Genomic DNA, 23,351 nt, shown 5'->3' on the forward strand with positions numbered 1-23,351 from the left:
CGACGCGGGTGACCTCGTCGGCGAAGGCGGAGAGCTGGTCGACCATCGTGTTGATGGTCTCCTTCAGTTCCAGGATCTCGCCCCGCGCGTCGACGTCGATCTTCTGCGAAAGGTCACCCTGGGCGACCGCCGTGGCGACCTGCGCGATGGAGCGCACCTGCGCGGTCAGATTGCCCGCCATGAAGTTCACGGAGTCGGTCAGGTCACGCCACGTGCCGGAGACCCCCTTGACGTCGGCCTGCCCACCGAGACGGCCCTCGGTGCCCACTTCACGCGCGACGCGGGTGACCTCGTCGGCGAAGGCGGAGAGCTGGTCGACCATCGTGTTGATGGTGTTCTTCAGTTCCAGGATCTCACCGCGCGCGTCGACGTCGATCTTCTTCGAGAGGTCGCCACGGGCCACCGCGGTCGCCACATGAGCGATGTCGCGGACCTGAGTCGTGAGATTCCCGGCCATCGCGTTCACCGAGTCGGTCAGGTCAGCCCAAGTACCCGAGACGCCCGGAACCTCCGCCTGACCGCCCAGCGTTCCTTCGGTGCCCACCTCACGGGCAACCCGCGTCACCTCTGAGGTGAACAGCGACAGCTGGTCGACCATGCCGTTGAACACCGTGGCGATTTCGCCGAGCAGGCCATCTGCCTCATCCGGCAGGCGCGTTCCGAAGTCACCGTCACGCACCGCGGTGAGCCCGTCAAGGAGCTGCCGCAACTGCGGGTCCCCGACCGTGCCGGTCCCGCGCGAACGTGCCCGCTGCACTGGACGCGAGTTCTCGACTTTCAACTCAGCCATGACCAATCCTCTTGGCTCACCGGAGACCCCCGCCGAAGGAACAGCACACGCCCCTCTGGCGGGGGTCGCCCCCTCCACGCCGCATGCCTTCGGTCACGGACCGTTGTCGTGCGACAAGTATTGGAGGCAGACTACCCCGGTACCGCGGAGAACGACATAATGCCCCGGAACCGACGGCGTACTCCCGGGCGACGTATCTGGTCGGGTCCTGAGCGCAGGAGGGGGGTGACGCACTCTTCGCCGCCGCCGTGGTCTCAACGCTTTCCCTGGAAGCGTGACCACGCAGTCGTTGACGAAGACGCGGTGCCGCTGCTCGGCCGGCGAATCCAACGGCCGTCGCTCGGGAGCCGAAAACCGGCGGCAGCGTCGGTGTCCGAGCTGTACGAGCGGTTCATGCCATTGGTTCGCAAAGGGCGAGCCGCGTGAGTCGGCGTTGACTACGCCGGGTCCGGTCGTTCTTTCGGAGTGGCGGATTCGATGGGCGTGAGGGAGACAGCCGGGCAGGCCGGCCGGGCCGGGACCATCGGCTTGAACCGGGTCGACTGGGGTGCCGGCGAGGCCATGGGTGACGTTCGCGACTGCACTATGTGGACCATGTGGTCCAGCGCCCAGAAGTGTCGTCAAAACTGTCACGCCCATGTCAGGACCGGTGCGAGGGTGCCGGCTGCAAGGTGGGACTGGGCGGTCCTGTCGTAGTGGGTGGCGATGCGACGCCACTGCTCGAGGCTGGTTGAAACACCGTTCGAGAATGTGGCGGGGGTGCTCGCGCCCGGACCTCGCCATGCCTCTACTTCAGCGTGATTCTCTGCTGACGGGTGCAGCCGGGCCGGCTGAGAGCGGAATTCGGTGTGGCGTGGGAGCGCTAGCATCAAGGCGCCGCTGATGTCCGATTGAGAAGGCGATCCCACGCGATGGCTACTGACGCTTACCTGTTCCTTCTTCCTGACCGGCATCCCAGGCTGGGGGCAGCGCTGGCTGCCGTCGGGGTTCTGGAGTGCGCGGAAACACCCGCGGTTCACGGCTGGCTGCAGGCCCACGGAGTCTCGGCCTCCTCCGAGCAGGTGCGGATTCTCCCCGCCGAGGCGGAGGCGCTCATCCCCGAGGACGCCGAGCGCCTTCCTGTGCCATTGGGAGAGGAGGAAGTGCTGCGGGTACAGCAGGAGTGCGCGCCTCAGTCCGTCACGGACATGGAAAGCGAGCTGCTGGAATTCCGGGACACGACCCAGAACTGGGAAGCTCTCGTGCACCGGGCCCTGACCGCGGGAGTTCCCGCGCCGCGCATTGTCCAGTTGACCGGCCTGGACCCCCAGGAAATCGGCCGTCTCACCGTCTGACCTCGCCCGCGACACCGCCAGGACATCACGACACGCTGCACCTACGGGGACTCGATGGGTGTTTCGCCGGGGGGCCGGGGGCGGCGTGTGATGAGGGTGGTGGATCGGGCGGTCTTCGAGCGAGTGGCCAAAGGCTCCTGGCCGGGCGCGGAAATCCGCACCACCACGGCTGAGTACTCGACGTGCGCATCGCCCAAGGCGGACACTTCGCCCGCCCCCGGCTCCTGGTCGCCGCCCTGGCCGGGGGATTCGCCAGAACCCACCTGTACGCAGCGGCACGCCCCGCCCGGCTACTGATCTCCGATTTTCCGCTGGACGCCCGCATGGCCCTCGACGGCGAAGTTGTCCCGCCCCACCGGCCTTGTTGCTCGAGAAGGCTCGCCACGCTGCGACGCACCCCCGGACCGCCGCTAGCCAACAGCGGTCGGTCGCCTGGTAAAGCGGTGCCACCAGGTGCTGGCGCCGGGGGTGCACAGCGCGGCCCAGCCGATGTCCAATCAGCAGACAGCCGACAGCCCCACAAAGGCGCCCGTCGTGTTGAGTACGACATCGTCGGTGTCGAAGGCCCGCCCGGCGATGGGGGAGCCTTGGACCAACTCGACCAACGTCATCACCGACGCCGTGACCGCTACGATGCGGACGAGCCCCCGTGCGCGGGGCGCGAGCACTGGCAGCAGCATGCCGAATGACATGCCGAGAGTGATATTGCCGCCGAGCTGCTTGACGGTGTCACGGAACGCGGGTTGTGCGCGATAGTCGCGGACGGAAGCACCCGGGCGCAGGTTGCTGTGGGGTCAACGGCTCGGAGGCAACCGACGGCTCCAGCGTCAGCCGGGCGCGGGACGCTGCCGTGCCCGGCTCGTGGCCGGACCCGCAGGCGGCGTCTGCTGCTTGCCCTCGCTCATCCCTAAGCCTTCTACTTCCTGCCTCCGGAAGGACTCCTGCTGTGTCCGAGCGTCGCCGACGTGCCCTGCGCGCGTTCACCAAGCCTGCCAAACGTCCCGCCGCCCCGAGCCCCGCCCCTGCCGAGGGGGCCGGACCGGCCGCCCTCGTGGAGCAGCAGCCCCGTGGAAACAGTGTGATCACTGCCGCGCTCTACCAGGACGGGGTGCGCACCAGCACTCATGACTCGCTTGCCGAAACCTTCGCCAAGCTCCGCGAGGCGGACGGCGGCATGGCCTGGATCGGCCTGCACCGGCCCACCGAGGCCGAGCTGCTGTCCGTCGCCGATGAGTTCGACCTGCACCCCCTCGCCATCGAGGACGCCCTGGAGGCCCACCAGCGCCCCAAGCTCGAACGCTACGGTGACACCCTGTTCGTCGTCCTGCGCGCTGCCCGCTACCTGGACGCCGCCGAAGAGGTCGACTTCGGCGAGCTGCACGTCTTCGTCGGACCCGACTTCGTCATCACCGTCCGCCACGGCGCCGCCCCCGCCCTGGCGGAGGTGCGCCGCCGCATGGAGGACACCCCGGATCTCCTCAAGCGAGGGCCCGAGGCTGTGCTGTACGCGATCCTCGACGCCGTCGTCGACGGCTATGCCCCCGTCGTGGCCGGCGTGGAGAACGACGTGGACGAGATCGAGACAGAGGTCTTCAGCGGCGACCCCATGGTCTCGCGCCGCATCTACGAACTCTCCCGCGAAGTAGTCGAGTTCGCCCGCGCCACCCGACCCCTGACCCGGATCCTCGAAGGACTCTCAGCCGGGTTCGAGAAGTATGGCATCGACGAGGAACTGCGCCGCTACCTGCGCGATGTGGCCGACCACGCCACCCACGTCACCGAACGCGTGGACGGCTTCCGCCTCGCCCTTCAGGACATCCTCGCCGTGAACGCCACCCTGGTCACCCAGCAGCAGAACGAGGAGATGAAACAGCTCGCCCAGGCCAGCCACGCGCAGAACGAGGAGATCAAGAGGATCTCCTCCTGGGCGGCGATCCTCTTCGCCCCGACCCTGGTCGGCACCATCTACGGCATGAACTTCGACCACATGCCCGAACTCGGCTGGGTTCTCGGATACCCCTTCGCGCTGGCGCTGATGGCGGTCGTATGCGGCGGACTGTACGTGGTGTTCAAGCGCCGGGACTGGCTCTGACCGCTTGGAAAGGAGATCGGCTGTGCGCGCCTTCCTTCCTTAGCTGTTCAACGCCGGGATCGTGAGCTGTTCAACGCCGGGATCGTGGCCTGGATCGCGCTTATCACCCTCTGGATCTATCCCGACGACCAGCAGCGCGGCGGCCTGGGGCTTCCACCTGCTCGTAGTCCTCGTCGCGTCGTGGTCGCCGGCACCGGCGGCCTAGGCGGGAACCGGCCGTGCTCTCGCAGGCCAGGGACTGACAGCCCCCGGGGACCCGGTGCCGTGCGGGCATCAGTGTCGTAGGGGTCGTGCCCCTCAACCTGTGTTCGCTTCACCAGGTGCGGCCCGGCCAGCACTGCGACAATGCGAAGAGGGGCTGTGAAGAGCCGACCGAATCACAGGGGTGCACATGTCCGACGCACCGCCCACCGCCCGTGCCTCCTCCACAGACAGGACGAGCTGTGTCCACCACAGAACTTGATGCGGCGGTCGTGACGTCACTGGTCGAGGACGCTGTGATGGCGCCCTCCATGCACAACGCACAGCCCTGGAGGTTCGTCCACCGCACCAGCGGCCGTTCCGTCGCGCTGTACGGCGATCCCGACCGCACGCTCCCGTACGGCGACCCCGACCTCCGCGCACTGCACCTCGGATGCGGCGCCGCCCTGTTCAACCTGCGCGTGGCCGCCGCCCACAGCGGGCTGTCCGCCGCCGTCCGGCCGTTTCCCGTCCCCGAGGACCCCTGGTACCTGGCCGACGTCATGCTCAACGATGCAGAGGCCGGGGGCCGTGACCTCGAGGACCTCCATCCCGCGGTACGGCGGCGTCACACCAGCCGCTTTCCCTTCTCGGACGAACAGATTCCCGAGCTCATACTCGATGGGCTTCGCTCCGCCGCTTTCCTGGAAAGCTGCCGACTGATCATTCCAGGTGCCTGGCACGCCGACGCCGTGATGGAACTCGTGCACGACGCTGAATTCCTCGAGGCGGCGAACGAGGCCGTGCGCGCGGAGATCGCCACCTGGACACGCACGGGCAGGACCGGTGAGGGCCCCGCCGACGAAGGCATCCCAGCGGACGCCCTCGGGCCACGGCAGTACGGCGTGAGCTCCCCCGTACGGGACTTCGACTCCTCACGCCGGGTGCCCGACCGCTCCGTGGCCGTCTTTGAGGAGCACGCGCAGATCGCGCTGCTCGGCACGGTCGAGGACACCCCGGCTGATTGGCTGCGGGCAGGGCAAGCGATGCAACGGGTGCTCCTGCGGGCCACCCTCGAAGGTCTCGCGACCTCGCTGATGTCGCAGCCGCTCGAATGGCCCGAGCTCCGGCCGTTCGTACGCGATCCGACTTCCGCGATCGGCTTCGTCCACATGGTGTTCCGTCTCGGCTACGGCCCTCAGGGTGCGGCGACACTTCGCAGACCTGTGGCCGACGTCCTCAGCTTCGAGTGACGGCGTCGGGCGACTCGCCGTCCTGCTCGCCGGCACAACGACAACGGCAAAGGTCCGATGGCTCAAGATCGTGGCGGTGGGAGGTATCCCTCTGCAGGGAGGACTTCTACTCAAACCAGGCAAGGGTCGCCTTGAAGGAGCGGAAGGACTGGTGTGAAGCCCGTGGGACCGAGCATTGACTACAAGCGGTTGTTCGCGGCCACACCCAGTCCGTATCTGGTGCTGGGCCCGGACCTGGTGATCACCGACGTCAACGACGCATACCTGCGCGTCACCGGACGGAGCAAGCAGGATCTCGTCGGTCAGTACCTGTTCCATGCCTTTCCGGATAATCCGGCGGATGCGAACGCGGACGGGGTGCAAAACCTGGGTGCCTCGCTGCACCGGGCCCTGCAGTCCAAGCAGCCGGACACGATGGCGGTGCAGAAGTACGACATCCCCGTCCCGTCCCGGCCGGGAGCGTTCGAGGAGCGGTGGTGGTCGCCGATCAACACCCCCGTGCTCGGGCCGGACGGGCAGGTGGCGTGGATCATTCACCGGGTGGAGGACGTGACCGAGTTCGTCCGCTCCCGCCCCTCCCACCCGCCGGGCGGACCGCTGGGTAAGCGAGTGGCGATGGAGGCCGAGCTGTACGCGCGGGCGCGGGAGCTGCAGAGGCTGAACGAGGAGCTGCGCCAGGCGCATGCCCGGGAACGTCAGATCGCCGTCACCTTGCAGGAGGCCATGCTGCACTCGCCCGACCTGGACCGGCACCGGGATGTCGCGGTGCGCTACCTGCCCGCGGTCGGGTCGCTGAACGTGTGCGGCGACTGGTACGACGTCGTGGATCTGCCCGACGGCTCATTCGGCGTCGCGGTTGGCGACGTCGTCGGCCACGGCCTGGAGGCCGCCACCGTCATGGGCATGCTCCGCAGTGCGCTGAGCGCCGCCGTCCGGGCTCTGACCGAGCCGGCCAAGTCGCTGGAGGTCCTGGGCCTGTACGCCCGCTCGGTCGAGGGAGCGCTGGCCACCACCGCCGTCCAGGCCGTGATCGACACCCACCACCAGCGGATCGCCTACAGCAGCGCCGGTCACCCTCCTCCCGTCCTGGTGCACCCAAACGGCACCTGCGACCTGCTGGACCAGGCCACCGACCCGCCGCTGGGCGCCCGCCCCGCGCACGTCCCCCGCCCGCAGGCCGCCCTGCCCTACACCCCCGGTGACGTCCTCGTCCTGTACACGGACGGGCTCATAGAACGCCGCGACGAGGACATCGACGTCGGCCTGCAGCGGCTCACCGACGCCCTCGCCGGTCATGTCCGCTTGAGCCCCGACCGCCTCGCGGACGCCCTGCTGGGCCGCCTCGGCGTGGCCGGCGGCGCCCGGGACGACATCGCCCTTGTCGTCGTGCGCCTATGACAGCGTGCCGAGGCCGCCAGGTCGCTCCTTCAGGCCCTCTAGCAACCGCTGCCGCAGAAAGGAATTCACCATTCCCCACCCTTTGTCGCCAGCGCTCCGCATCCACCCTCGGACGATTGAGATCGCCGTTCGAGGAGTGCACGTCGCCAAGGTCCCTTCGGCCACCGGGGACTTCAGCCGACGAGATCAGCTAGTCCTGAGCAGTCGGCCACCTGGCCGCGTTCCATGCTCTGGGCAGCCGGAAACATCCCGATGCCGGGTGGCTGGGGCTGCCAAGGACACGTGGGGGCCACTCAGCGTGTGCCGAGCGGCCCTCGACGTGCATAGCGGGTTGTCCGCTTACCGAACCTGCGACATCGCGTCGACGCAGGGTTGAGAAGGTCAGGCAGGGTTGATGTTCTCCGCCTGCGGGCCCTTCTGGCCCTGGGTGATGTCAAACGTGACCGTCTGGCCCTCCTGGAGCTCGCGGAAGCCCGAGGAGTTGATCGCGGAGTAGTGGGCGAAGACGTCCGGGCCGCCACCGTCCTGGGCGATGAACCCGAAGCCCTTCTCCGCGTTGAACCACTTCACAGTGCCCGTAGCCATAACCATGCCTTCCAGTCGATGAACGCCACCCACCCACGTGGGAGGCGGAGGTGATCGCCCTGGTCCCTGCGGCACAGCACAGCAAAGCGCCCACACCTAGGGCGTGGGCAATGGGAACTCCGAACCACGACAGCTGACGTAGAGGTTACATGGCCGCACACCCCGTCACCAGAGGAAAACGGCGACGCTTCACGCCCCGGGAATGTGGTGCAGGCTCAACGAATTGACGGTCGCGTTTACCTGAGCACATGCCGGTGCAGCGCCTGGCGCGGGCAGGGTATGCGTCATCCTGGCGAGGACGGTCGTCTACCGGTCCCGTGATCTGTTCCCACCACTGGCTCAAGGGCGCCGCTCACTCGGCGCCGACGGCCCTGGTCTGCCCGGCCCCATCGGCATCCGGCCCGCCGACGACCACCAGGACATCGAGGACCAGGGGCACGATTTCGCCGTCGGCCGCGCGATGGAGACGAGACCGTATGACGACTGAGGACCGCGGCGCCGCAGGCCCGTGCGCCGCGTACGACGGCCTGCCCGTCCTGCACTCCACCGAGACCGCCCTACCGCTGCTGCGCCGTACGGACGGGCGGCGGTTGGGCTGCCACGTCGCACCAGGGCATGCGGCAGCTGCGGCATCGGGCGTACAAGGTGGTGATCGGGAACTGGCTGCGGCGGGTTCTTTCCTGCGATGCGCGCGAGTTGCTTCCCGATTCCGGCGGACAACGGGGTGCCGGATCACTTTCTTGCCCGGTCGGCGGGACACACCGACGACGAGAGCCGTTTCGGCGAGGCGAGAACGCTCGGCCGCTCATAGCCGTTCGGGGTACCTGTTGCTCCGGACCAGTTGTTCCCGGGGAACATCCGCACCGAGATTCCCACAGGTTTCCGCGTAAACCGCACTCGGGTTGCCGAAGCGAGCGGCAGGTGCCTGACCGGCAAAGGCCCAGGTCAGGCACCTGCCTCATGCCCTAGAAGAACCCCAGCTTCTTCGGTGAGTACGACACGAGAAGATTCTTCGTCTGCTGGTAGTGCTCCAGCATCATCTTGTGGTTCTCCCTGCCGATTCCCGACTGCTTGTACCCGCCGAAGGCCGCGTGCGCCGGATAGGCGTGGTAGCAATTCGTCCAGACCCGACCTGCCTTGATGGCCCGGCCCGCGCGGTACGCCGTATTGACGTCGCGGGTCCAGACGCCTGCGCCGAGGCCGTACAGCGTGTCGTTGGCCGTGGTGATGGCGTCGTCGAAGTCCGTGAACGAGGTCACCGCGACCACCGGGCCGAAGATCTCCTCCTGGAAGACACGCATCCGGTTGTCACCCTCGAAGATCGTCGGCTGGACGTAGTAGCCGCCTTCCAGTTCGCCGCCGTGCTCGATCCGCTGCCCGCCGGTCAGGACCTTCGCACCTTCCTGCTGACCGATGTCCAGGTACGACAGGATCTTCTGCAACTGGTCGTTGGACGCCTGTGCGCCGATCATCGTGTCGGTGTCCAGGGGGTGGCCCGGCACGATCTGCTCGGTGCGGGCGACGGCCGCCTCCAGGAACTCCCCGTAGTGCCCCCGCTGGATCAGCGCGCGCGAGGGACAGGTGCACACCTCGCCCTGGTTCAGGGCGAACATCGTGAACCCCTCGAGTGCCTTGTCCCGGAAGTCGTCGTCCGAGGACCACACGTCGTCGAAGAAGATGTTCGGGGACTTGCCGCCCAGTTCGAGCGTGACCGGCTTGATGTTCTCGGAGGCGTACTGCATGATCAGCCGGCCCGTCGTCGTCTCGCCGGTGAAGGCGATCTTCGCGACACGGGGGCTCGACGCCAGCGGCTTGCCTGCCTCCACGCCGAAGCCGTTCACGATGTTGACCACGCCCGGCGGCAGCAGATCCGCCACCAGCTTCAGCCAGAAGTGGATGGACGCGGGGGTCTGTTCGGCCGGCTTGAGTACCACCGCGTTGCCCGCGGCGAGTGCCGGAGCGAGCTTCCAGGTGGCCATCAGGATGGGGAAGTTCCAGGGGATGATCTGGGCGACGACGCCCAGCGGCTCGTGGAAGTGGTACGCGACGGTGTCGTCGTCGATCTCGCTGAGCGACCCCTCCTGAGCGCGCAGCGCGCCCGCAAAGTACCGGAAGTGGTCGATGGCCAGCGGGATGTCGGCGGCGAGTGTCTCCCGTACCGGCTTGCCGTTCTCCCAGCTCTCGGCGACTGCCAGCTCCTCGAGGTGCGCCTCCATCCGGTCGGCGATCCTGTTCAGCACGTTGGCGCGGTCGCCCGCCGCGGTCGCTCCCCAGGCCGGGGCCGCCGCGTGCGCGGCGTCCAGGGCGCGTTCCACGTCCTCGGCCGTGCCTCGGGCGATCTCGGTGAAGGGGCGGCCGTTGACGGGGCTCGGGTTCTCGAAGTACTGGCCGCGCGCCGGGGGGACGTAGGCGCCGCCGATCCAGTGGTCGTAGCGCGACTCGTACGAGACGATGGCGCCCTCGGTACCCGGCGCAGCGTAACGGGTCATCTCTGTGGCCTCCCGGATTCCGGTGCCGCCCGCCGTTGGACGGCCCTCGGCGCGAGGCTAGGCACCACAACGTTGCAACGCCGTTGCGCTACCGTTCCGCTATCCGCGCTGCTCCGCGTCCAGCCCCCGCACTCTCGCCAGGAGAGTGGCCCGGTGGCCGGCTGGCGCTACCGCTGCCAGCGCCTGCCATACCGGGAGATCCTCCTCGCCCCACGGGCTGTAGGCCCAGTCGGCGAGCAGCCCCGGGTCGCCCCGGGCGATCAGCGCCGCCCGCAGCTGGTCGGCGATCCGCTGCCGCAGTCGTACGACGGCGGGAGCCTGCGAGCCGGGCAGCAGCGGTCCGCCGTACGCGCCGAGCGCTGCTGCCACCGCTCCGGAGGCGAGTCTGCGGGCCACCGTGTCGAAGTCCGCGTCCACCGGAACTGCCAGCCGGTACGGCCGCGAGTGCAGCAGTCCGGGCCCCAACAGCCTCCGCAGACGCGACAGTTCGGCGCGCAGAGTCACCGGGGTCACCGACTCGTCCTCGTACAGCTCGACGAGCAGTTCCTCGCCGCCGATACCCTCCGGGTGGCGGGCCAGCACCACCAGGATCTCGCTGTGCCGTCTGCTGAGGCGGACCTTGCGACCTCCCGCGACCAGCAGAGCCTCGTCCCGGCCGAGTGCGCTGAGCTGTACGCAGTGCCCGGCCGACGCCGGTGCGAGCAGGGCGAGTTGGCTTTCGGCGGCGCGTGCCACAGCCTGCACGAAGGCGAGACTGTGCGGGTGCGCGAGCCGGTCGCCGCCTGTGATGTCGACCGCTCCCAGCACCCTCCCGGTGCGCGGATCGTGCAACGGGGCAGCCGCGCAGGTCCATTGCTGGACCGGCCGCAGGAAGTGCTCCGCGGCGAACACCTGGACCGGGCGGTCCACGGCGATCGCGGTGCCCGGCGCGTTGGTGCCCGCCACGGACTCGGCCCAGCGGGCGCCCTCCACGAAATTCATCAGCCCCGCCCGCCGCCGGGCCGCCGCATGCCCCTCGACCCACAGCAACCTGCCGTGCACGTCGCACACGGCGAGCAGATGCTCCCCGTCCGTCGCGTACGCGCTCATGAGTTCGCGGATCACCGGCATCGCACGCGCCAGCGGATGGCCGGCCCGGTACGGTTCCAGGTCGTCGGCGTCCAGGTCCATCAGGGCCGCACCGTCCGGGCTGACCCGCGCCCGCGCCGAGCGCCGCCACGATTCGCCGACCACGGTACGCACCGGGCGCTCCAGCCGTCCGGCGGAGGTGAACACCTCGTGGGCGTGGCGCAGTTCGTGCAGCCGTTCGCCGGGATCGGCATCGGCTGCCAGGGCCACCCAGGGGTCCGTCAACTCACCCTCCCGTCCAGGGGCGTCGTGCCTCCCCATCGTCGTCGCAGTCGGCCTCCGCGACAACCTCGGTGCGGAGAGTAATCGGCGGCGCCGGTGTGTGGGGGCTCAGACGAGGTTGACGAGGCGGATGTAGCGCCCCCAGTCCCAGTTGCTCCCGGGGTCGGTGTGGTCGCTGCCCGGGATTTGGTGGTGGCCGATGATGTGGGCACGGTCCTTGGAGATGCCGTGGCGGTCGCACACGTCCGCCGTGAGCCGTGCCGAACGCTCGTACATGGTGGAGGTGAAGTAGGAGGGCTGATCCACCCAGCCCTCGTGCTCGATGCCGATGCTGCGGGTGTTGTGGTCCCAGCTCCCGGCGTGCCAGCCGATGTCCTTCTCCCGCAGGCACTGAGCGATGTAACCGTCCGAAGAGCGCACCACGTAGTGCGCCGATACCTGCTTCGCCGGGTTCGCGAAGATTCCGACCGTGTTGCTGAACGTGGCCTGGGTGACATGGAGGACTACGAGGTCGACCGGATGGGACGAAGGGCGGTTCGCTGAGGTGTAGTTGGACGTCGAGGCCGGTGCCCATGCCGCCTGCGCGTAATCCGTCTCACCGGTGGAGGCCGCGACTGCGCGCACCGAGGCGGGCAAGAGCGCCGCAGCGGCGGTGACCGCGGCGCCCTGAAGGATTCTTCTCCGGTCCATCGGCGTACTCCATCGGGGCAGGTCGGCCGCGCGGGAACAGTGCGGCCGTCTCCCGGAGACGACGACGGGGCCTGCGGTTCGGTTCCGCGGCGGCGGCGATCATGCCTGTGATAGCGAACTGCGCGACCGGCGCCGGATGGTGACCGCGGTGAACAGGCCGTCGTTCGGCGCGTGCAGACGCCTGGGAAGTGGGTGGCCGATCGATCCGACCAGCCGCGTCCACGCGCACCCTGCCGTCTTCGGGCGCCGCGCGGGCGGCCGAAGACGGCAGGGGTACGGAATCGAGAGCAGCAAGGGCGGAGGGCGGAGGGCGTAAGGCGGAAGGGACGACGGGACGTTGGCGCGCTGGGCGCCGGCCGTCAGCCGCGGAGCGGGCGAGGCAGTTTCAGGAGGGTCACCGAGGTCTCGATACCGCTGTCGACCAGTCTGCCGTTCGCGTCGAAGGCATCCGCGCCATCCGTCATCCCGAAGTCGTTGTCGTTGATCAGGGCGACGGTGTCACGGCCCGTGACGGCCACGCCCTCGATCTTGCCGGGGATTCCCTCGACCGTTCCGAGGTCGACGACCAGACTCTTCCGCAGAACCGGAACGCCCGCCGCCGAGGGGTCGGGGAGCTCTTCGTACGAAGGCGAGGCCGCCGGTTCGTCCCAGGCCGAACCCAGGATTCCGGCGCCGTGAGGCAGCGTCACCCGGTGCAGTCGCGCGGCCTTGTCGGTCCGCTCCTCCACCAGCAGTGTGCGTGGGCCGAGCGCGACGACCGAGGAGATCTTCAGCTCGGAGGTGTCGTCCTCCCCGGGGTCGACGACCTCGACCGGGTCGAAGCGGTAGGCGTACTCGGCGGTGACCGCCTGCTTCTTCGTGGAGAAGCGCAGCATCCGGACATTGCGCGAGCTCTCGCCCGCGTCCTCGTCGGGGAGCGAGAGCGGGCTCTGCACGGCCAGCACCAGATCGCCCCCCGGCAGCAGGGCCAGACCTTCGAATCCCCGGTTGATCTTGCGGTTCAGCAGGATGCCCGGCAGTGCCTCGATCACCGGGTAGCCGGCACCTTCCAGCCGAAGCCCCTCGGGGACGTAGCGGGCGAGAACCCGGCCGCGCGAGGAGACGTGGACGAGCGAGGGGCCGTACTCGTCGACCAGCCAGAAGGAACCGTCCGCGGCGCGGACGATGCCCTCGGTGTCGAGGCCGTTCGGGTTGTACGCGAGGGGGGTCCGAGCGTCGTAGCCGTACGGGGCCTCGTCACGGCTCGGCTGATTGGGCAGGCCGGTGACCGGTGCGCCGGAGGCCATGGTCAGGGGGAGGGACTGGAGCACGTCGATCCGCTTGCCGGTTACGCGTATCTTCACGATCGCGGGGTCGAAGCCGGGGACGGGGAACGTACGCCGCTTCTTGCCGTCGATCTTGATCTGACCGTTGGGGCCGCGGTCCGTCACCGTCCAGAACTCGCCCTTGCGGCCCGCCGGGTAGATGTCGCTGCCGATTCCGCCGAGCATCACGCCACGGTCGTCCGAGACCGAGCCGGGCAGCAGGCCGTTGCTGAAACCGGCCAGCGGCACGTCGCCGAGCGTGGCGCTGCCAGTGATCCGGGCGGTCGCCCCGGCGCCGCCGTGGTGCCCGTCACGGTCCTGTGCGCCGGCCGTCGCGGCCACGCACAACGTCGACAGCAGAGCGAGCGGCAGCCCCGCGGCGAGAGAGCGACGGGTGATACGGGCGGACATGGGGCCTCCTGGTGCACTAACGCTCGGACGAGCGTCAGGCTCTGCCCTGTGCCTCAACGCACCGTGACATCGAGTTGAACGTGAGGACAGCGCGTGACGAACGCGTGCGCGCCCCGCGCCGTGCTGCGCCAGCAGCTCAGGCCTCCGCCGCGCGATCACACGTCACTGGCCCGCCGTCGCGATCGCACGTCGCCAGCCCGCCGTCGCACCGCCCCAGATCCGTCGGTCACCTCCTGGGTAGGGTGGCTGGGACAGCACCCCGTGAAACGTAACAAGGAGCAGACGTGAGCGAGCCGGCGTCCATCGCCCTGCAGCAGGAGATCGCCCGGGAACTCCAGGTCGCCGAGACCTTCGAGGCCGAGCGGGAGATCGAGCGCCGGGTGGCCTTCCTCGCCGAGCGGCTGATCTCCACCGGCCTGCGCTGCCTGGTACTCGGCATCAGCGGAGGCGTCGACTCCACCACCGCAGGGCGCCTGTGCCAGCTCGCCGTCGAGCGGGCCAGGGCCGCAGGCCACGAGGCGCGGTTCTACGCGATGCGGCTGCCCTACGGTGTCCAGGCCGACGAGCACGACGCCCAGCTCGCGCTCTCGTTCATCCAGGCCGACCACGTGCTGACCGTGGACATCAAGCCCGCCGGTGACGCCGCGCTGGAGGCCGCCCTGGCCGCCGGAGTGAGCTTCCGCGACGCCCACCACCAGGACTTCGTGCTCGGCAACATCAAGGCACGGCAGCGCATGATCGCCCAGTACGTGGTGGCAGGCGCGCACAGCGGGCTGGTCGTCGGCACCGACCACGCGGCCGAGGCGGTCTCCGGTTTCTTCACCAAGTTCGGCGACGGCGCGGCGGACCTGGTGCCGCTGACCGGCCTGACCAAGCGCCGCGTGCGGGCCGTCGCGGACCTGCTGGGCGCCCCTGCCGAGCTGGTCTGGAAGGCTCCGACGGCCGACCTGGAGAGCCTCGACCCGGGGAAGACCGACGAGGACGCCCTCGGGGTCACCTACGACGACATCGACGACTTCCTGGAGGGCAAGCCGGTGGACGAGCGTGTCTTTGAAACGATCGTCAGCCGCTACCGCCTCACCGAGCACAAGCGCCAGCTGCCGGTCGCTCCGTAAGAGCGGGGGCTGCGGCCGGGGCGCGTCGCGGCCGCACCCCGGCCTGCCCATGGATGCCCTCCGGCCCGGAGAGGGGAACACCCCCGTACCGAGCCGGAACGCATCGCTGCGGCGAAGAGCCATGCCGCAGCGCCCCGGGACACGGCCGGAGCCCAGTGGCACGCAACACGCAGCGCCACGCCGTCCGGCCCTACGCCTCCGGCAGGGCCCCCGCCAATGCGCCCGACGGGTCGTTGTCCGCAGGGCCCACCGGCATCCAGCGCCCCCGCTCCTTGCGGTACGGCCACCAGCGCCCGTCGGGCCCGTACCTGAGCTGGACGTCGGCGCCCGCAACCGTCCAGCGGCTGCGCCCCGCCCTCAGCCGTGGCCGTTCGCCCTCCTCCCACGCCTCGGCGAGCTGCGTGCGGGCCCGTGCCAGGGACTCCGGGTCCGGCTCCCACTCCTCGTCGAGAACGGTCAGCGCCGCGGGCCCGCCGTACTGCCAGGCGCGCACCGCCGCGTCGAGGTCGGCCCTCTGCCGCCCCGCCCCCTCGGCGATGCGGGCCGCGATCCGCGGCTCGGGCCGGACATCGGCCGCCAGCCGCACCGCGTCCTGCGAGACGGTCAACTCACCGGGAGCCGGCTGCCGGCCGTGTCCCACGGCCAGCGCCTCCGCGAGCAGCCGGTAGGCCCGTACGGCAGTGCCGGCCACCAGAAACTCCAGCGCCGCCGGATCGACGCCCGGCGCCGGCCCGGACTCCGTGTCCAGTGACGGCGCCTGCCCCGGCTCCTGGGGCAGCTCGGGAGGGGCGGGCAGCGGCGGCAGAATGTCCCGCGCCGCGAACGCCTCCCGCGCCCCGACCCCTGCACGCGCACCCGGCCCGGACCGTCCCCGCGCCTCCGACGACGCGGGCGTTCCCCGTACGGCCCGGGCCACGCTGCGGGCCTGGAGCTCGTCGAGCAGCCGGCGCTCGTCGCGGCCACGCATCAGCAGCAGGACGAACGGGTCCTGGTCCAGCAGCCGCGCCACCTGGTAGCAGAGCGCCCCCGTGTGCGGGCAGTGGTCCCATGCCTCACAGGTGCACTCCGGCTCCAGGTCCCCGATTCCCGGCAGCAGGTCCACTCCGGCGGCGGCCGCGTCCTCCACCAGATGCGGCGGCATCTCCCGGTCGAGCAGTGCGGCGATGTGCCCCGCCCGGTCGACCGCCATGTCCAGGAAGCGGTCCCATTCCTCATCGCTCAGCTGCTGAAGCAGCACGTCACTTCGGTACGTCGTCGAGTCCCGCTCCTGGACGACCGCGGTGATCCGGCCGGGCCGTACCGACACCGCGCCGACCCTTCCCTCACGGGCCAGTCGGCGCCCCTTCTTGAGCTGCTCGCCGTCGAGTGCCGTGTCCTCCAGGGCCTTCAGCCATGCCTGGCCCCACCAGGACGTCGCGAAGCCGCGGCCCTTGGCGGGGGGCAGAGCGGCGAAGGTGCGCTCAGGTTCCTGTCCCGCCGGGATGCCCTGCTCCTCGTAGTCGTCGTCCGTCTCGTATCGGTCGTTCATCGGGCGCCCCCTCGCAGTTCCACCAGATCGGCCAGTTCCGCATCGGTCAGTTCAGTGAGTGCCGTCTCGCCGGAACCGAGGACCGAGTCCGCGAGGCCCTGCTTGCGGGCCAGCATCTCGGCGATCCGGTCCTCGATGGTCCCCTCGGCGATCAGCCGGTGCACCTGCACCGGCTGGGTCTGACCGATCCGGTAGGCACGGTCCGTGGCCTGCGCCTCGACAGCCGGGTTCCACCAGCGGTCGAAGTGCACCACATGGCCCGCCCGGGTCAGGTTCAGTCCCGTACCGGCAGCCTTCAGCGACAGCAGGAAGACCGGTGCCTCGCCCGCCTGGAACCGGTTGACCATGGCCTCGCGCTCGGCGACCGGCGTACCTCCATGCAGGAACTGGGTACGGACGCCGCGCACCGCCAGGTGCTGCTCCAGCAGCCGGGCCATCTGCACGTACTGGGTGAACACCAGCACACTCGCGTCCTCGGCCAGGATCGTGTCGAGGAGCTCGTCGAGCAGTTCGACCTTCCCCGACCGGTCCGCGATACGCGGCCGTTCCTCCTTGAGGTACTGCGCCGGGTGGTTGCAGATCTGCTTGAGCGCGGTCAGCAGCTTCACGACGAGCCCGCGGCGCGCGAAACCGTCGGCGCCGGAGATCTCGGCCATGGTCTCCCGTACCACCGCCTCGTACAGACCGGTCTGTTCGGCGGTCAGCGACACCGCACGGTCCGTCTCGGTCTTGGGTGGCAGCTCCGGGGCGATGCCAGGGTCCGACTTGCGGCGCCGCAGCAGGAACGGGCGCACCAGCGTGGCGAGCCGCTCGGCCGCTCCCGGGTCGTTGCCACCCTCGACGGCGCTCGCGTACCGCGTACGGAAGGTGCCCAGCCGGCCCAGCAGGCCGGGTGTCGTCCAGTCGAGGATCGCCCACAGCTCGGAGAGGTTGTTCTCCACCGGAGTTCCGGTGAGTGCGACGCGGGCGCGTGCTCCGATGGTCCGCAACTGCTTGGCGGTCGCCGAGTACGGGTTCTTGACGTGCTGGGCCTCGTCGGCTACGACCATGCCCCACTCCGCCCGGGCGAGCCGTGGCGCGTCCAGTCGCATCGTGCCGTACGTGGTGAGGACGAACTCGCCGTCGGCCAGCCCTTCCAGCGAGCGTGACGCACCGTGGAAGCGGCGTACGGGCGTACCGGGCGCGAACTTCTCGATCTCGCGCTGCCAGTTGCCCATCAGGGAGGTCGGGCACACCACCAGCGTCGGGCCCGCAGCGGAAGCGTCGCCCTGGCGGTGCAGATGCAATGCGATCAGCGTGATCGTCTTGCCCAGCCCCATGTCGTCGGCCAGGCAGCCGCCGAGGCCGAGGGAGGTCATGGTGTTTAGCCAGTTCAGCCCGCGCAGCTGGTAGTCGCGCAGAGTCGCCGTGAGGGCGCCGGGCTGGCCGATCGTCTGGTTCCCGCCCGACTCGGGGTCGGCGAGCCGGTCCCGCAGCTGCCGGAGCCAGCCCGTCGCCGCCACTTCGACACGGCGGCCGTCGACCTCGGTGGACCCGGTCAGCGCGGCGCCGAGTGCGTCGATGGGTGTGACCTTGCGGTCCCGCGTCTCGCGGGCGCGCCTGGCCTCCTCCGGGTCGATGAGCACCCACTGGTCGCGGAGGCGGACCACGGGCCTGCCGGCTTCCGCGAGGCGGTCGAGCTCTTCCCGGGTGAGTTTCTGATCGCCGAGTGCGAACCACCAGTTGAAGGCGAGCAGCGCGTCGGCGGAGAGGAAGGACGGTGTGTCCGACTCAGTGCGGCCGGGTCCCTTGGCACCGTCCTGGTGTTCGTCGCCCTCGTGCGGGTCGACGGGACCGATCACCGCGCGCGCGGTGATCTTGCGGGCCAGCTCCTTGGGCCAGTGGACCTGGACGCCGGTCGCGGCGAGCGCCCGTGCGGCCGGGCCAAGCAGTTCGGCGATCTCCTCGTCCGCCGGGTCGACGGAGTCCGGTACCGCGGCCGACAGCAGCGGTGTCAGCGGCGGCCAGGCGCGCGCGGCGCGGCGCAGTGCGAGCAGGGCGTCCATCCGGGCCCGCGGACCGAAGGCCGCGGCCGTCGGAGCGCTGCCCGCCCAGACGTCGGCCGCATCGGCGACGAGCGTGGGATCACTGACGCTGTGGATCTGCAGAACGGCCCGGAAGGAGGGCCGGGCGGCTACCTCGTCATCCATTCCGCTTGTGTTCTCCGCCGACTCCCCGATCCCCGAGACCTCGATGCGGAGGGAGAGTCGTACTCCTGCGTCGTGGCCCGCTGCCACATCCGCTGCCCACCCACGCTGATCAGCGCACTTCTTCGGTTCATCGGCCGCGAAGACGGGGCTTCCGGTGGCCAGCGCGGCGGCGGGTGTACGCGGAAGGCAGTCGGCGACAGCGTCCAGAAACGCACGCAGAAGTGCCTCCGGTTCGGCCAGCAGGACGGGCTCGGCCGCCTCGTCGAGCGGTACCGCGTGCGCACTGGGCGGCATGGCTGCCGCGAGCGTCCGAATCCGGTCGAAGTCCTCCGCCGTCAGCGGGCCCGCCCGCCAGGCGTCGTGGTCGCCGGGACTCAGTCCCGGCAGGAGCAGCCCGCGCGCGGCCAGTTGCAGGGCCAGCAGGCCCGCGGCGCCCCAGAACGCCGTAGCGGGGGAGGGGTGCCCACTCGCCCGCGCCCGCGTGAGTACGGGAAGAGCTTCCCGTACGGGGAGGAGCAACGCCGGCACCACGTACGGTTGTGCGTCCGCCCCGACGACGGTCAGTTCCCGCGGAATCCCGGGGGCCTGGGGAGGGGTGCTACCGTCCGGGTTCCAGAACGCGATCAGGCCGGTACGGGCCGGATCCGCGGGGAGGAAGACTGCGGAGCAGCGGGACAGTTCAGAGATCTCGGAGAGCGTTGCCGCAGGGAGCCTGTGCACAGCGATGTCAGATTCCTCAAATTTGACTAGTGGGGCCGGGGTCGCCGAGGGTACTCCACCCGAGGCTCCTTCCGGGAGGAATGCGCTGTGATTCAGGTCACTCATTTCTGCCTTCGGGGAGTCGCGGTGCAGTCAGCACCACCACCCGTGCGGGGGGCATGCCCCCGAGGAAGCCGGGTGGTGGCGTCATGGCTGCCGCGGGCCTCCCATCCGTACGTTTGATGAGGTCAGCACAGATGCTTAGAGACCGGAGACGTCATGCCCCAGGCGGTAGCCACCGTTGCTGAACACACTCGCGACGGATCGGAGTTGCCCGGCGACTCCGAGAGTCTCGGCGGCTCCACTGCTTCCGCGACCACCGGGAGCGATTTCGCACCCCTCCTGCGGGCCGTCAAGGGCCAAGGGCTCCTGGAGCGTCGCACCGGCTGGTACGCGGCGGGCATAGCCGTCAACTTCCTTGCGCTCGGCGCCGTGATCGCCGGCCTGGTGCTTCTCGGCGACACCTGGTGGTCCCTGTTCCTGGCCCTGCCGCTCGCCCTGGTGTGGGCCCGGATGGCCTTCGTCGGACACGACGCCGGCCACTCCCAGATATCCGGCAACCGCAGGACGAGCCGGAACATAGGGCTGGTCCATTCCAATCTGCTCCTCGGAATGAACGAGGCATGGTGGAACGACAAGCACAACCGCCACCACGCCAACCCCAACCACGTCGACAAGGACCCCGACGTCGGCGTCGGGGCGCTGGTGTGGACGCAGAAGCAGGCGGCGCAGCGCGAAGGCTTCGCGCGCTGGCTCACCCGCAACCAGGCCCGTCTCTTCTTCCCGATGCTGCTCCTCGAAGGCATCGCCCTCAAGGTCTCCGGCTTCCAGTTCCTGCGCAGCCAGCCCATGCGTGAGCGCTTGGTCTCGGGCGCACTGATGGTCAGCCACCTCGCGCTGTACGCGACGCTGCTCCTGACCACCATGTCGCTCGGCAAGGCCGTCGTCTTCGCCCTCGTGCACCACGCGCTCTTCGGCCTCCACCTGGGCATGGCCTTCGCGCCGAACCACAAGGGCATGGAGATGCCCGACCCGGACGGCGAGCGCTGGGGGCACCTCCAGCGTCAGGTCCTCACCTCGCGCAACGTCCGGGGCACGGCCCTCAACGACTGGTTCCTGGGCGGGCTGAACTACCAGATCGAGCACCACCTCTTCCCGAGCATGCCCCGCCCCCACCTCCGTCTCGCGCAGCCGCTGGTCAAGGCCCACTGCGAGGCGATCGGCATGCCCTACGCGGAGACCGGACTCGTCGAGTCATACCGGCAGGCGCTGACTCACATGCACGAGGTCGGCGAACCGCTGCGATAAGCGGCCCTTCCCCGGAACCGATGGGCGCGTACGAGCGTTCTCAGAACAGGAGCGGCTCCGGCCGCGAAGGAGGCGTGGACCATGTCCAACGGTGCAAAGATCGCCCTCGGGGGAGTTGTCGCGGCAGCCATCCTGTGGCCGCTCATCGGATTCTGGTGGGCCCTGCTCGTACTGATCGGGGTGCCTGTCGCGGGGTATCTGATGCTTGACCCGTCCCAGCGGCGCAGGCTCCGCAGGGTCAGCCGCAAGCAGATAGGCCGCTGACCCGGCGCCGGCCCCGCCGTAGCGCCGCCCGCCTCGCGGGCGGCGCCGAGGCATTGCCTACGGCGTTTCGCCAAGGCTCCCCACGCCGGGCCCGGGGCCAGGCCGAGGCCCTGGCCGGTATTCCGCTCAGGCCGGCCTGACGGCCATGTCGTCCAGAGCCGTCAGCAGTCCGGGCAGTTCGGTCCCGCGCCCGATGGGCAGCACCTCACCCGGTTCCTCGTCCAGCAGGGCGAACGCGATGTCGTCGGTCCTGGCGACCAGCGACCAGCCGGGACCGTCGACCCGCAGGGTGCGGGCGCCGCCGGGCGCGAACGCCGAGCGGATGCGTCCGGGCGGAGGGGGAGCGGCGACATAGGCCCGGGCTTCGTCCAGCGCCCTCCGTATGCCGGGGTGGCGCCCCGCCGGCGCGGAGCCGCTGTCGGCCCCTTCGGAACCGGCCACGCCCTCCGGGCCGGCCACGGCCTCGGATGCCTCGGGTTTTTCGGCACCCTCCCGTATGTCCTCCGCCGCGCTCTCCACGTCCGGGGCGCCCTGACCGGGCTTGCCCTGCCCGTCCTCGGCCGCTCCGGTCGACTCGGCGACCTTCACGTCCACGCCGTCGGCCTTCCCGGCGGGCCGGCCGTAAGCCGTCTCGTCGTCGACCTGCTCGCGCCACGCCGCCCATTGCGCGGCGACCTCGTCCGCGCCCAGGCGCCGCTGCGCGGGCCCCCACATATCCGTGTCCGGCGGCGCCAGCGCGAGCGGATCCTCGCCTCCCGCCTCCGGGTCGGGCAGCGGGTCGTGCGGGGCGGGGACGCCCGGTGCCGCGACCGCGACCGCCAGCGGCCAGCCGGGCAGCGCGCAGACCACCGAACGGTCGTCGGGCGACAGGTCGTACTCCATCCCGCAGTCCCAGGAAGCGATGGCGACCGCCACCAGCGACACGTCGTCGACGACCACGGTCCAGCGGGCCCCGCTGCCGTCCTGGCCCAGCACGAGGCCGTACCCCTCGGCATAGGGCTCAAGGGCCAGCGCGCCGCACGCTGCCACGTAGTCGTCACCCAGCACGCTCGGGAACTGCGCGGGCGTCAGCAGCACCGCGGTCAGCACATACAGTGCGTCGTCATCGGCGACCGTGTCTTGCGTCCCGGCCACAGCGCCCTCCTCGTTCTCGTCATGGCTTGGTCCGTCGGCCCGCACCTTAACCAGTCGGTAACCCCGCCGTCGAGGCCCTGGATACCGGGGTCGCGGCTCCGGGCGCGCTGCCGTCCCGCCATCGGAATGCGTGGCTCGGAGCCGGGCAGAGACCCTAGGGAGCGCGCCGCCCGTGTAGCCGCACCGTCCATCTCCTCGTAGGCTTGGACGTCGGCCGAAGATGGGGGACAGCATGGCGAAGCGGTTCGACCGGCTGAAGGAGATTCAGCAGCTCGACGCGGAACGGGACTTCCTGGAGATCTATCGCCTGACTGTGGCGTACGAGTTCCCCTGGGACATGACGCGGGCCCTCGAATTCGCCCTCTACCGCACCTACGCCGTCCCCAGCATCGGACGACTCCTGGCGGAGACGGCCGAGCTGACGGACCGTTCGCAGAAGCGCTACGACGACACCGCGCTGCTCCTGGACACCGTCGCCGAGCACGGATTCGCCAGTGAAGCCGGGCGCACCGCTGTCCGGCGGATCAACCAGATGCACCGCAGTTACGACATCAGCGACGACGACATGCGCTATGTGCTGTGCACCTTCGTCGTCATGCCGAAGCGCTGGCTGGACGCCTACGGATGGCGCCGGCTCTCCCGCCACGAGCTGACGGCCTTCGCCGTCTACTACCGCACGCTCGGCGCCCACATGGGCATCAAGGACGTGCCCCAGACGTACGAGGACTTCGAGCGCACGCTCGACGCCTACGAGGACGCGCACTTCGGCTGGGACGAAGGCGCGCGCGAGGTGTCCGACGCCACCCTCGCACTGATGGCCTCCTGGTACCCGCGCCCCCTCGCCCGCGTCGTGCGCGGGGCCAGCCTCGCCCTCCTGGACGACTCACTGCTCCGGGCTTTCCGTTACGAGCGGCCGGGCCCCGTCGCCCGAGGGCTGGCCCGGGCCGCTCTGCGTCTGAGGGCCCGGGCGGTACGCCTCATGCCGCCGCGTTCCACGGCGCACTACGCACGGCTGAACCCGGAGATCAAGGGATACCCGAACGGCTACAAGGTCGCCGCGCTCGGTACGTTCCCCACTCCGGGCGTGCGAGGCTGCCCGGTCGCGCATGTGCGGGGGTCAGACGCTCCCGTCGAGTGATGCCAGCGTGGCGTGCAGCCACCGCAGTTCCGCCTCGGTG

The 23,351-nt window shown here is 69.9% G+C and carries 19 protein-coding genes; 9 read left to right on the plus strand and 10 right to left on the minus strand.

The genetic code is table 11. The features are described 5' to 3' along the window. On the minus strand, positions 1-790 hold a 790-nt coding region (locus ACFWSK_RS34435; RefSeq protein ID WP_383795119.1), incomplete at its 3' end, for a HAMP domain-containing protein. Between the two features lie 911 nt (positions 791-1,701). On the opposite strand from ACFWSK_RS34435, the gene ACFWSK_RS34440 reads away from it, so the two are divergent. Then, positions 1,702-2,124 carry a DUF6003 family protein gene (locus ACFWSK_RS34440; protein WP_383795122.1) on the plus strand — a complete coding sequence of 141 codons (423 nt, stop codon included), beginning with the start codon at positions 1,702-1,704 and terminating at the stop codon, positions 2,122-2,124. 497 nt (positions 2,125-2,621) lie between these two features. Here the strand turns inward: ACFWSK_RS34440 and ACFWSK_RS34445 are convergent, their stop codons facing one another. Continuing rightward, complete coding sequence (locus ACFWSK_RS34445) at positions 2,622-2,906, minus strand: VanZ family protein (protein WP_383795166.1); 285 nt, start codon at positions 2,904-2,906, stop codon at positions 2,622-2,624. A gap of 164 nt (positions 2,907-3,070) precedes the next feature. On the opposite strand from ACFWSK_RS34445, the gene ACFWSK_RS34450 reads away from it, so the two are divergent. From ACFWSK_RS34450 to ACFWSK_RS34460, 3 genes are all read left to right on the plus strand, one after another. Next, on the plus strand, positions 3,071-4,216 hold the full coding sequence (locus ACFWSK_RS34450; RefSeq protein WP_383795125.1) for a magnesium and cobalt transport protein CorA: 1,146 nt from the start codon (positions 3,071-3,073) through the stop codon (positions 4,214-4,216). A 443-nt stretch (positions 4,217-4,659) separates the two neighbouring features. Continuing rightward, positions 4,660-5,649, plus strand: a complete 990-nt coding sequence (locus ACFWSK_RS34455; protein WP_383795128.1) for an Acg family FMN-binding oxidoreductase — start codon at positions 4,660-4,662, stop codon at positions 5,647-5,649. A 162-nt stretch (positions 5,650-5,811) separates the two neighbouring features. Next, entirely contained in the window at positions 5,812-7,047 is a 1,236-nt protein-coding gene (locus tag ACFWSK_RS34460) for a SpoIIE family protein phosphatase (RefSeq protein ID WP_383795131.1), read from the plus strand. 381 nt (positions 7,048-7,428) lie between these two features. Here ACFWSK_RS34460 and ACFWSK_RS34465 read toward each other — a convergent pair whose 3' ends face one another. Further along, positions 7,429-7,632 carry a cold-shock protein gene (locus ACFWSK_RS34465; protein ID WP_331907913.1) on the minus strand — a complete coding sequence of 68 codons (204 nt, stop codon included), beginning with the start codon at positions 7,630-7,632 and terminating at the stop codon, positions 7,429-7,431. 476 nt (positions 7,633-8,108) lie between these two features. Between ACFWSK_RS34465 and ACFWSK_RS34470 the strand changes: the two genes are divergently transcribed. Beyond that, positions 8,109-8,522, plus strand: coding sequence for a DUF6420 family protein (locus ACFWSK_RS34470; protein WP_383795133.1), 414 nt, complete (start codon positions 8,109-8,111; stop codon positions 8,520-8,522). 75 nt (positions 8,523-8,597) lie between these two features. On the opposite strand, the gene ACFWSK_RS34475 is transcribed toward ACFWSK_RS34470, so the two are convergent. The 4 genes from ACFWSK_RS34475 to ACFWSK_RS34490 form a co-directional block, all read right to left on the minus strand. Further along, positions 8,598-10,121, minus strand: coding sequence for an aldehyde dehydrogenase family protein (locus ACFWSK_RS34475; protein WP_383795135.1), 1,524 nt, complete (start codon positions 10,119-10,121; stop codon positions 8,598-8,600). 99 nt (positions 10,122-10,220) lie between these two features. Next, positions 10,221-11,474, minus strand: a complete 1,254-nt coding sequence (locus tag ACFWSK_RS34480; protein WP_383795138.1) for a GAF domain-containing protein — start codon at positions 11,472-11,474, stop codon at positions 10,221-10,223. Positions 11,475-11,579: 105 nt separating this feature from the next. Further along, complete coding sequence (locus ACFWSK_RS34485; RefSeq protein ID WP_383795141.1) at positions 11,580-12,161, minus strand: N-acetylmuramoyl-L-alanine amidase; 582 nt, start codon at positions 12,159-12,161, stop codon at positions 11,580-11,582. 359 nt (positions 12,162-12,520) lie between these two features. Further along, on the minus strand, positions 12,521-13,876 hold the full coding sequence (locus ACFWSK_RS34490; protein ID WP_383795144.1) for an esterase-like activity of phytase family protein: 1,356 nt from the start codon (positions 13,874-13,876) through the stop codon (positions 12,521-12,523). A gap of 284 nt (positions 13,877-14,160) precedes the next feature. Between ACFWSK_RS34490 and nadE the strand changes: the two genes are divergently transcribed. Further along, positions 14,161-14,991, plus strand: a complete 831-nt coding sequence (nadE, locus tag ACFWSK_RS34495; RefSeq protein WP_383795147.1) for an ammonia-dependent NAD(+) synthetase — start codon at positions 14,161-14,163, stop codon at positions 14,989-14,991. Between the two features lie 190 nt (positions 14,992-15,181). Here the strand turns inward: nadE and ACFWSK_RS34500 are convergent, their stop codons facing one another. Both ACFWSK_RS34500 and ACFWSK_RS34505 read right to left on the minus strand, forming a co-directional pair. Beyond that, a complete protein-coding gene (locus tag ACFWSK_RS34500; protein WP_383795150.1) occupies positions 15,182-16,519 on the minus strand; it encodes an SWF or SNF family helicase in 1,338 nt (445 codons plus the stop codon). Next, entirely contained in the window at positions 16,516-19,428 is a 2,913-nt protein-coding gene (locus tag ACFWSK_RS34505; RefSeq protein WP_383795152.1) for a DEAD/DEAH box helicase, read from the minus strand. Before ACFWSK_RS34505 ends, ACFWSK_RS34500 begins: the two co-directional genes overlap by 4 nt. A 258-nt stretch (positions 19,429-19,686) precedes the next feature. Here ACFWSK_RS34505 and ACFWSK_RS34510 point away from each other — a divergent pair, with 258 nt between their 5' ends. Then, positions 19,687-20,775 carry a fatty acid desaturase family protein gene (locus ACFWSK_RS34510; protein ID WP_383795155.1) on the plus strand — a complete coding sequence of 363 codons (1,089 nt, stop codon included), beginning with the start codon at positions 19,687-19,689 and terminating at the stop codon, positions 20,773-20,775. Positions 20,776-20,856: 81 nt separating this feature from the next. After that, positions 20,857-21,039 (plus strand): hypothetical protein, encoded by a 183-nt coding sequence (locus ACFWSK_RS34515; protein ID WP_383795158.1) that lies wholly within the window; start codon positions 20,857-20,859, stop codon positions 21,037-21,039. A 126-nt stretch (positions 21,040-21,165) separates the two neighbouring features. Here the strand turns inward: ACFWSK_RS34515 and ACFWSK_RS34520 are convergent, their stop codons facing one another. Beyond that, the gene (locus tag ACFWSK_RS34520; RefSeq protein WP_383795161.1) at positions 21,166-22,173 is read right to left on the minus strand and encodes a hypothetical protein; all 1,008 of its coding nucleotides are present in this window, start codon (positions 22,171-22,173) and stop codon (positions 21,166-21,168) included. 232 nt (positions 22,174-22,405) lie between these two features. On the opposite strand from ACFWSK_RS34520, the gene ACFWSK_RS34525 reads away from it, so the two are divergent. Further along, on the plus strand, positions 22,406-23,311 hold the full coding sequence (locus tag ACFWSK_RS34525; protein ID WP_383795163.1) for an oxygenase MpaB family protein: 906 nt from the start codon (positions 22,406-22,408) through the stop codon (positions 23,309-23,311). The last annotated feature ends 40 nt before the right edge of the window (positions 23,312-23,351 follow it).

This window comes from Streptomyces sp. NPDC058620 (assembly GCF_042717135.1).
In the GTDB taxonomy this organism is placed as follows: Bacteria; Actinomycetota; Actinomycetes; order Streptomycetales; family Streptomycetaceae; genus Streptomyces.

Bases quoted from the DNA above. Each gene is read 5' to 3' on its own strand.
- ACFWSK_RS34525 (WP_383795163.1), top strand. From the start codon at position 22,406: ATGGCGAAGCGGTTCGACCGGCTGAAGGAGATTCAGCAGCTCGACGCG.
- ACFWSK_RS34475 (WP_383795135.1), bottom strand. From the start codon at position 10,121: ATGACCCGTTACGCTGCGCCGGGTACCGAGGGCGCCATCGTCTCGTAC.
- ACFWSK_RS34485 (WP_383795141.1), bottom strand. From the start codon at position 12,161: ATGGACCGGAGAAGAATCCTTCAGGGCGCCGCGGTCACCGCCGCTGCG.
- ACFWSK_RS34465 (WP_331907913.1), bottom strand. From the start codon at position 7,632: ATGGCTACGGGCACTGTGAAGTGGTTCAACGCGGAGAAGGGCTTCGGG.
- ACFWSK_RS34490 (WP_383795144.1), bottom strand. From the start codon at position 13,876: ATGTCCGCCCGTATCACCCGTCGCTCTCTCGCCGCGGGGCTGCCGCTC.
- ACFWSK_RS34510 (WP_383795155.1), top strand. From the start codon at position 19,687: ATGCCCCAGGCGGTAGCCACCGTTGCTGAACACACTCGCGACGGATCG.
- ACFWSK_RS34515 (WP_383795158.1), top strand. From the start codon at position 20,857: ATGTCCAACGGTGCAAAGATCGCCCTCGGGGGAGTTGTCGCGGCAGCC.
- ACFWSK_RS34440 (WP_383795122.1), top strand. From the start codon at position 1,702: ATGGCTACTGACGCTTACCTGTTCCTTCTTCCTGACCGGCATCCCAGG.
- ACFWSK_RS34500 (WP_383795150.1), bottom strand. From the start codon at position 16,519: ATGAACGACCGATACGAGACGGACGACGACTACGAGGAGCAGGGCATC.
- ACFWSK_RS34470 (WP_383795133.1), top strand. From the start codon at position 8,109: ATGACGACTGAGGACCGCGGCGCCGCAGGCCCGTGCGCCGCGTACGAC.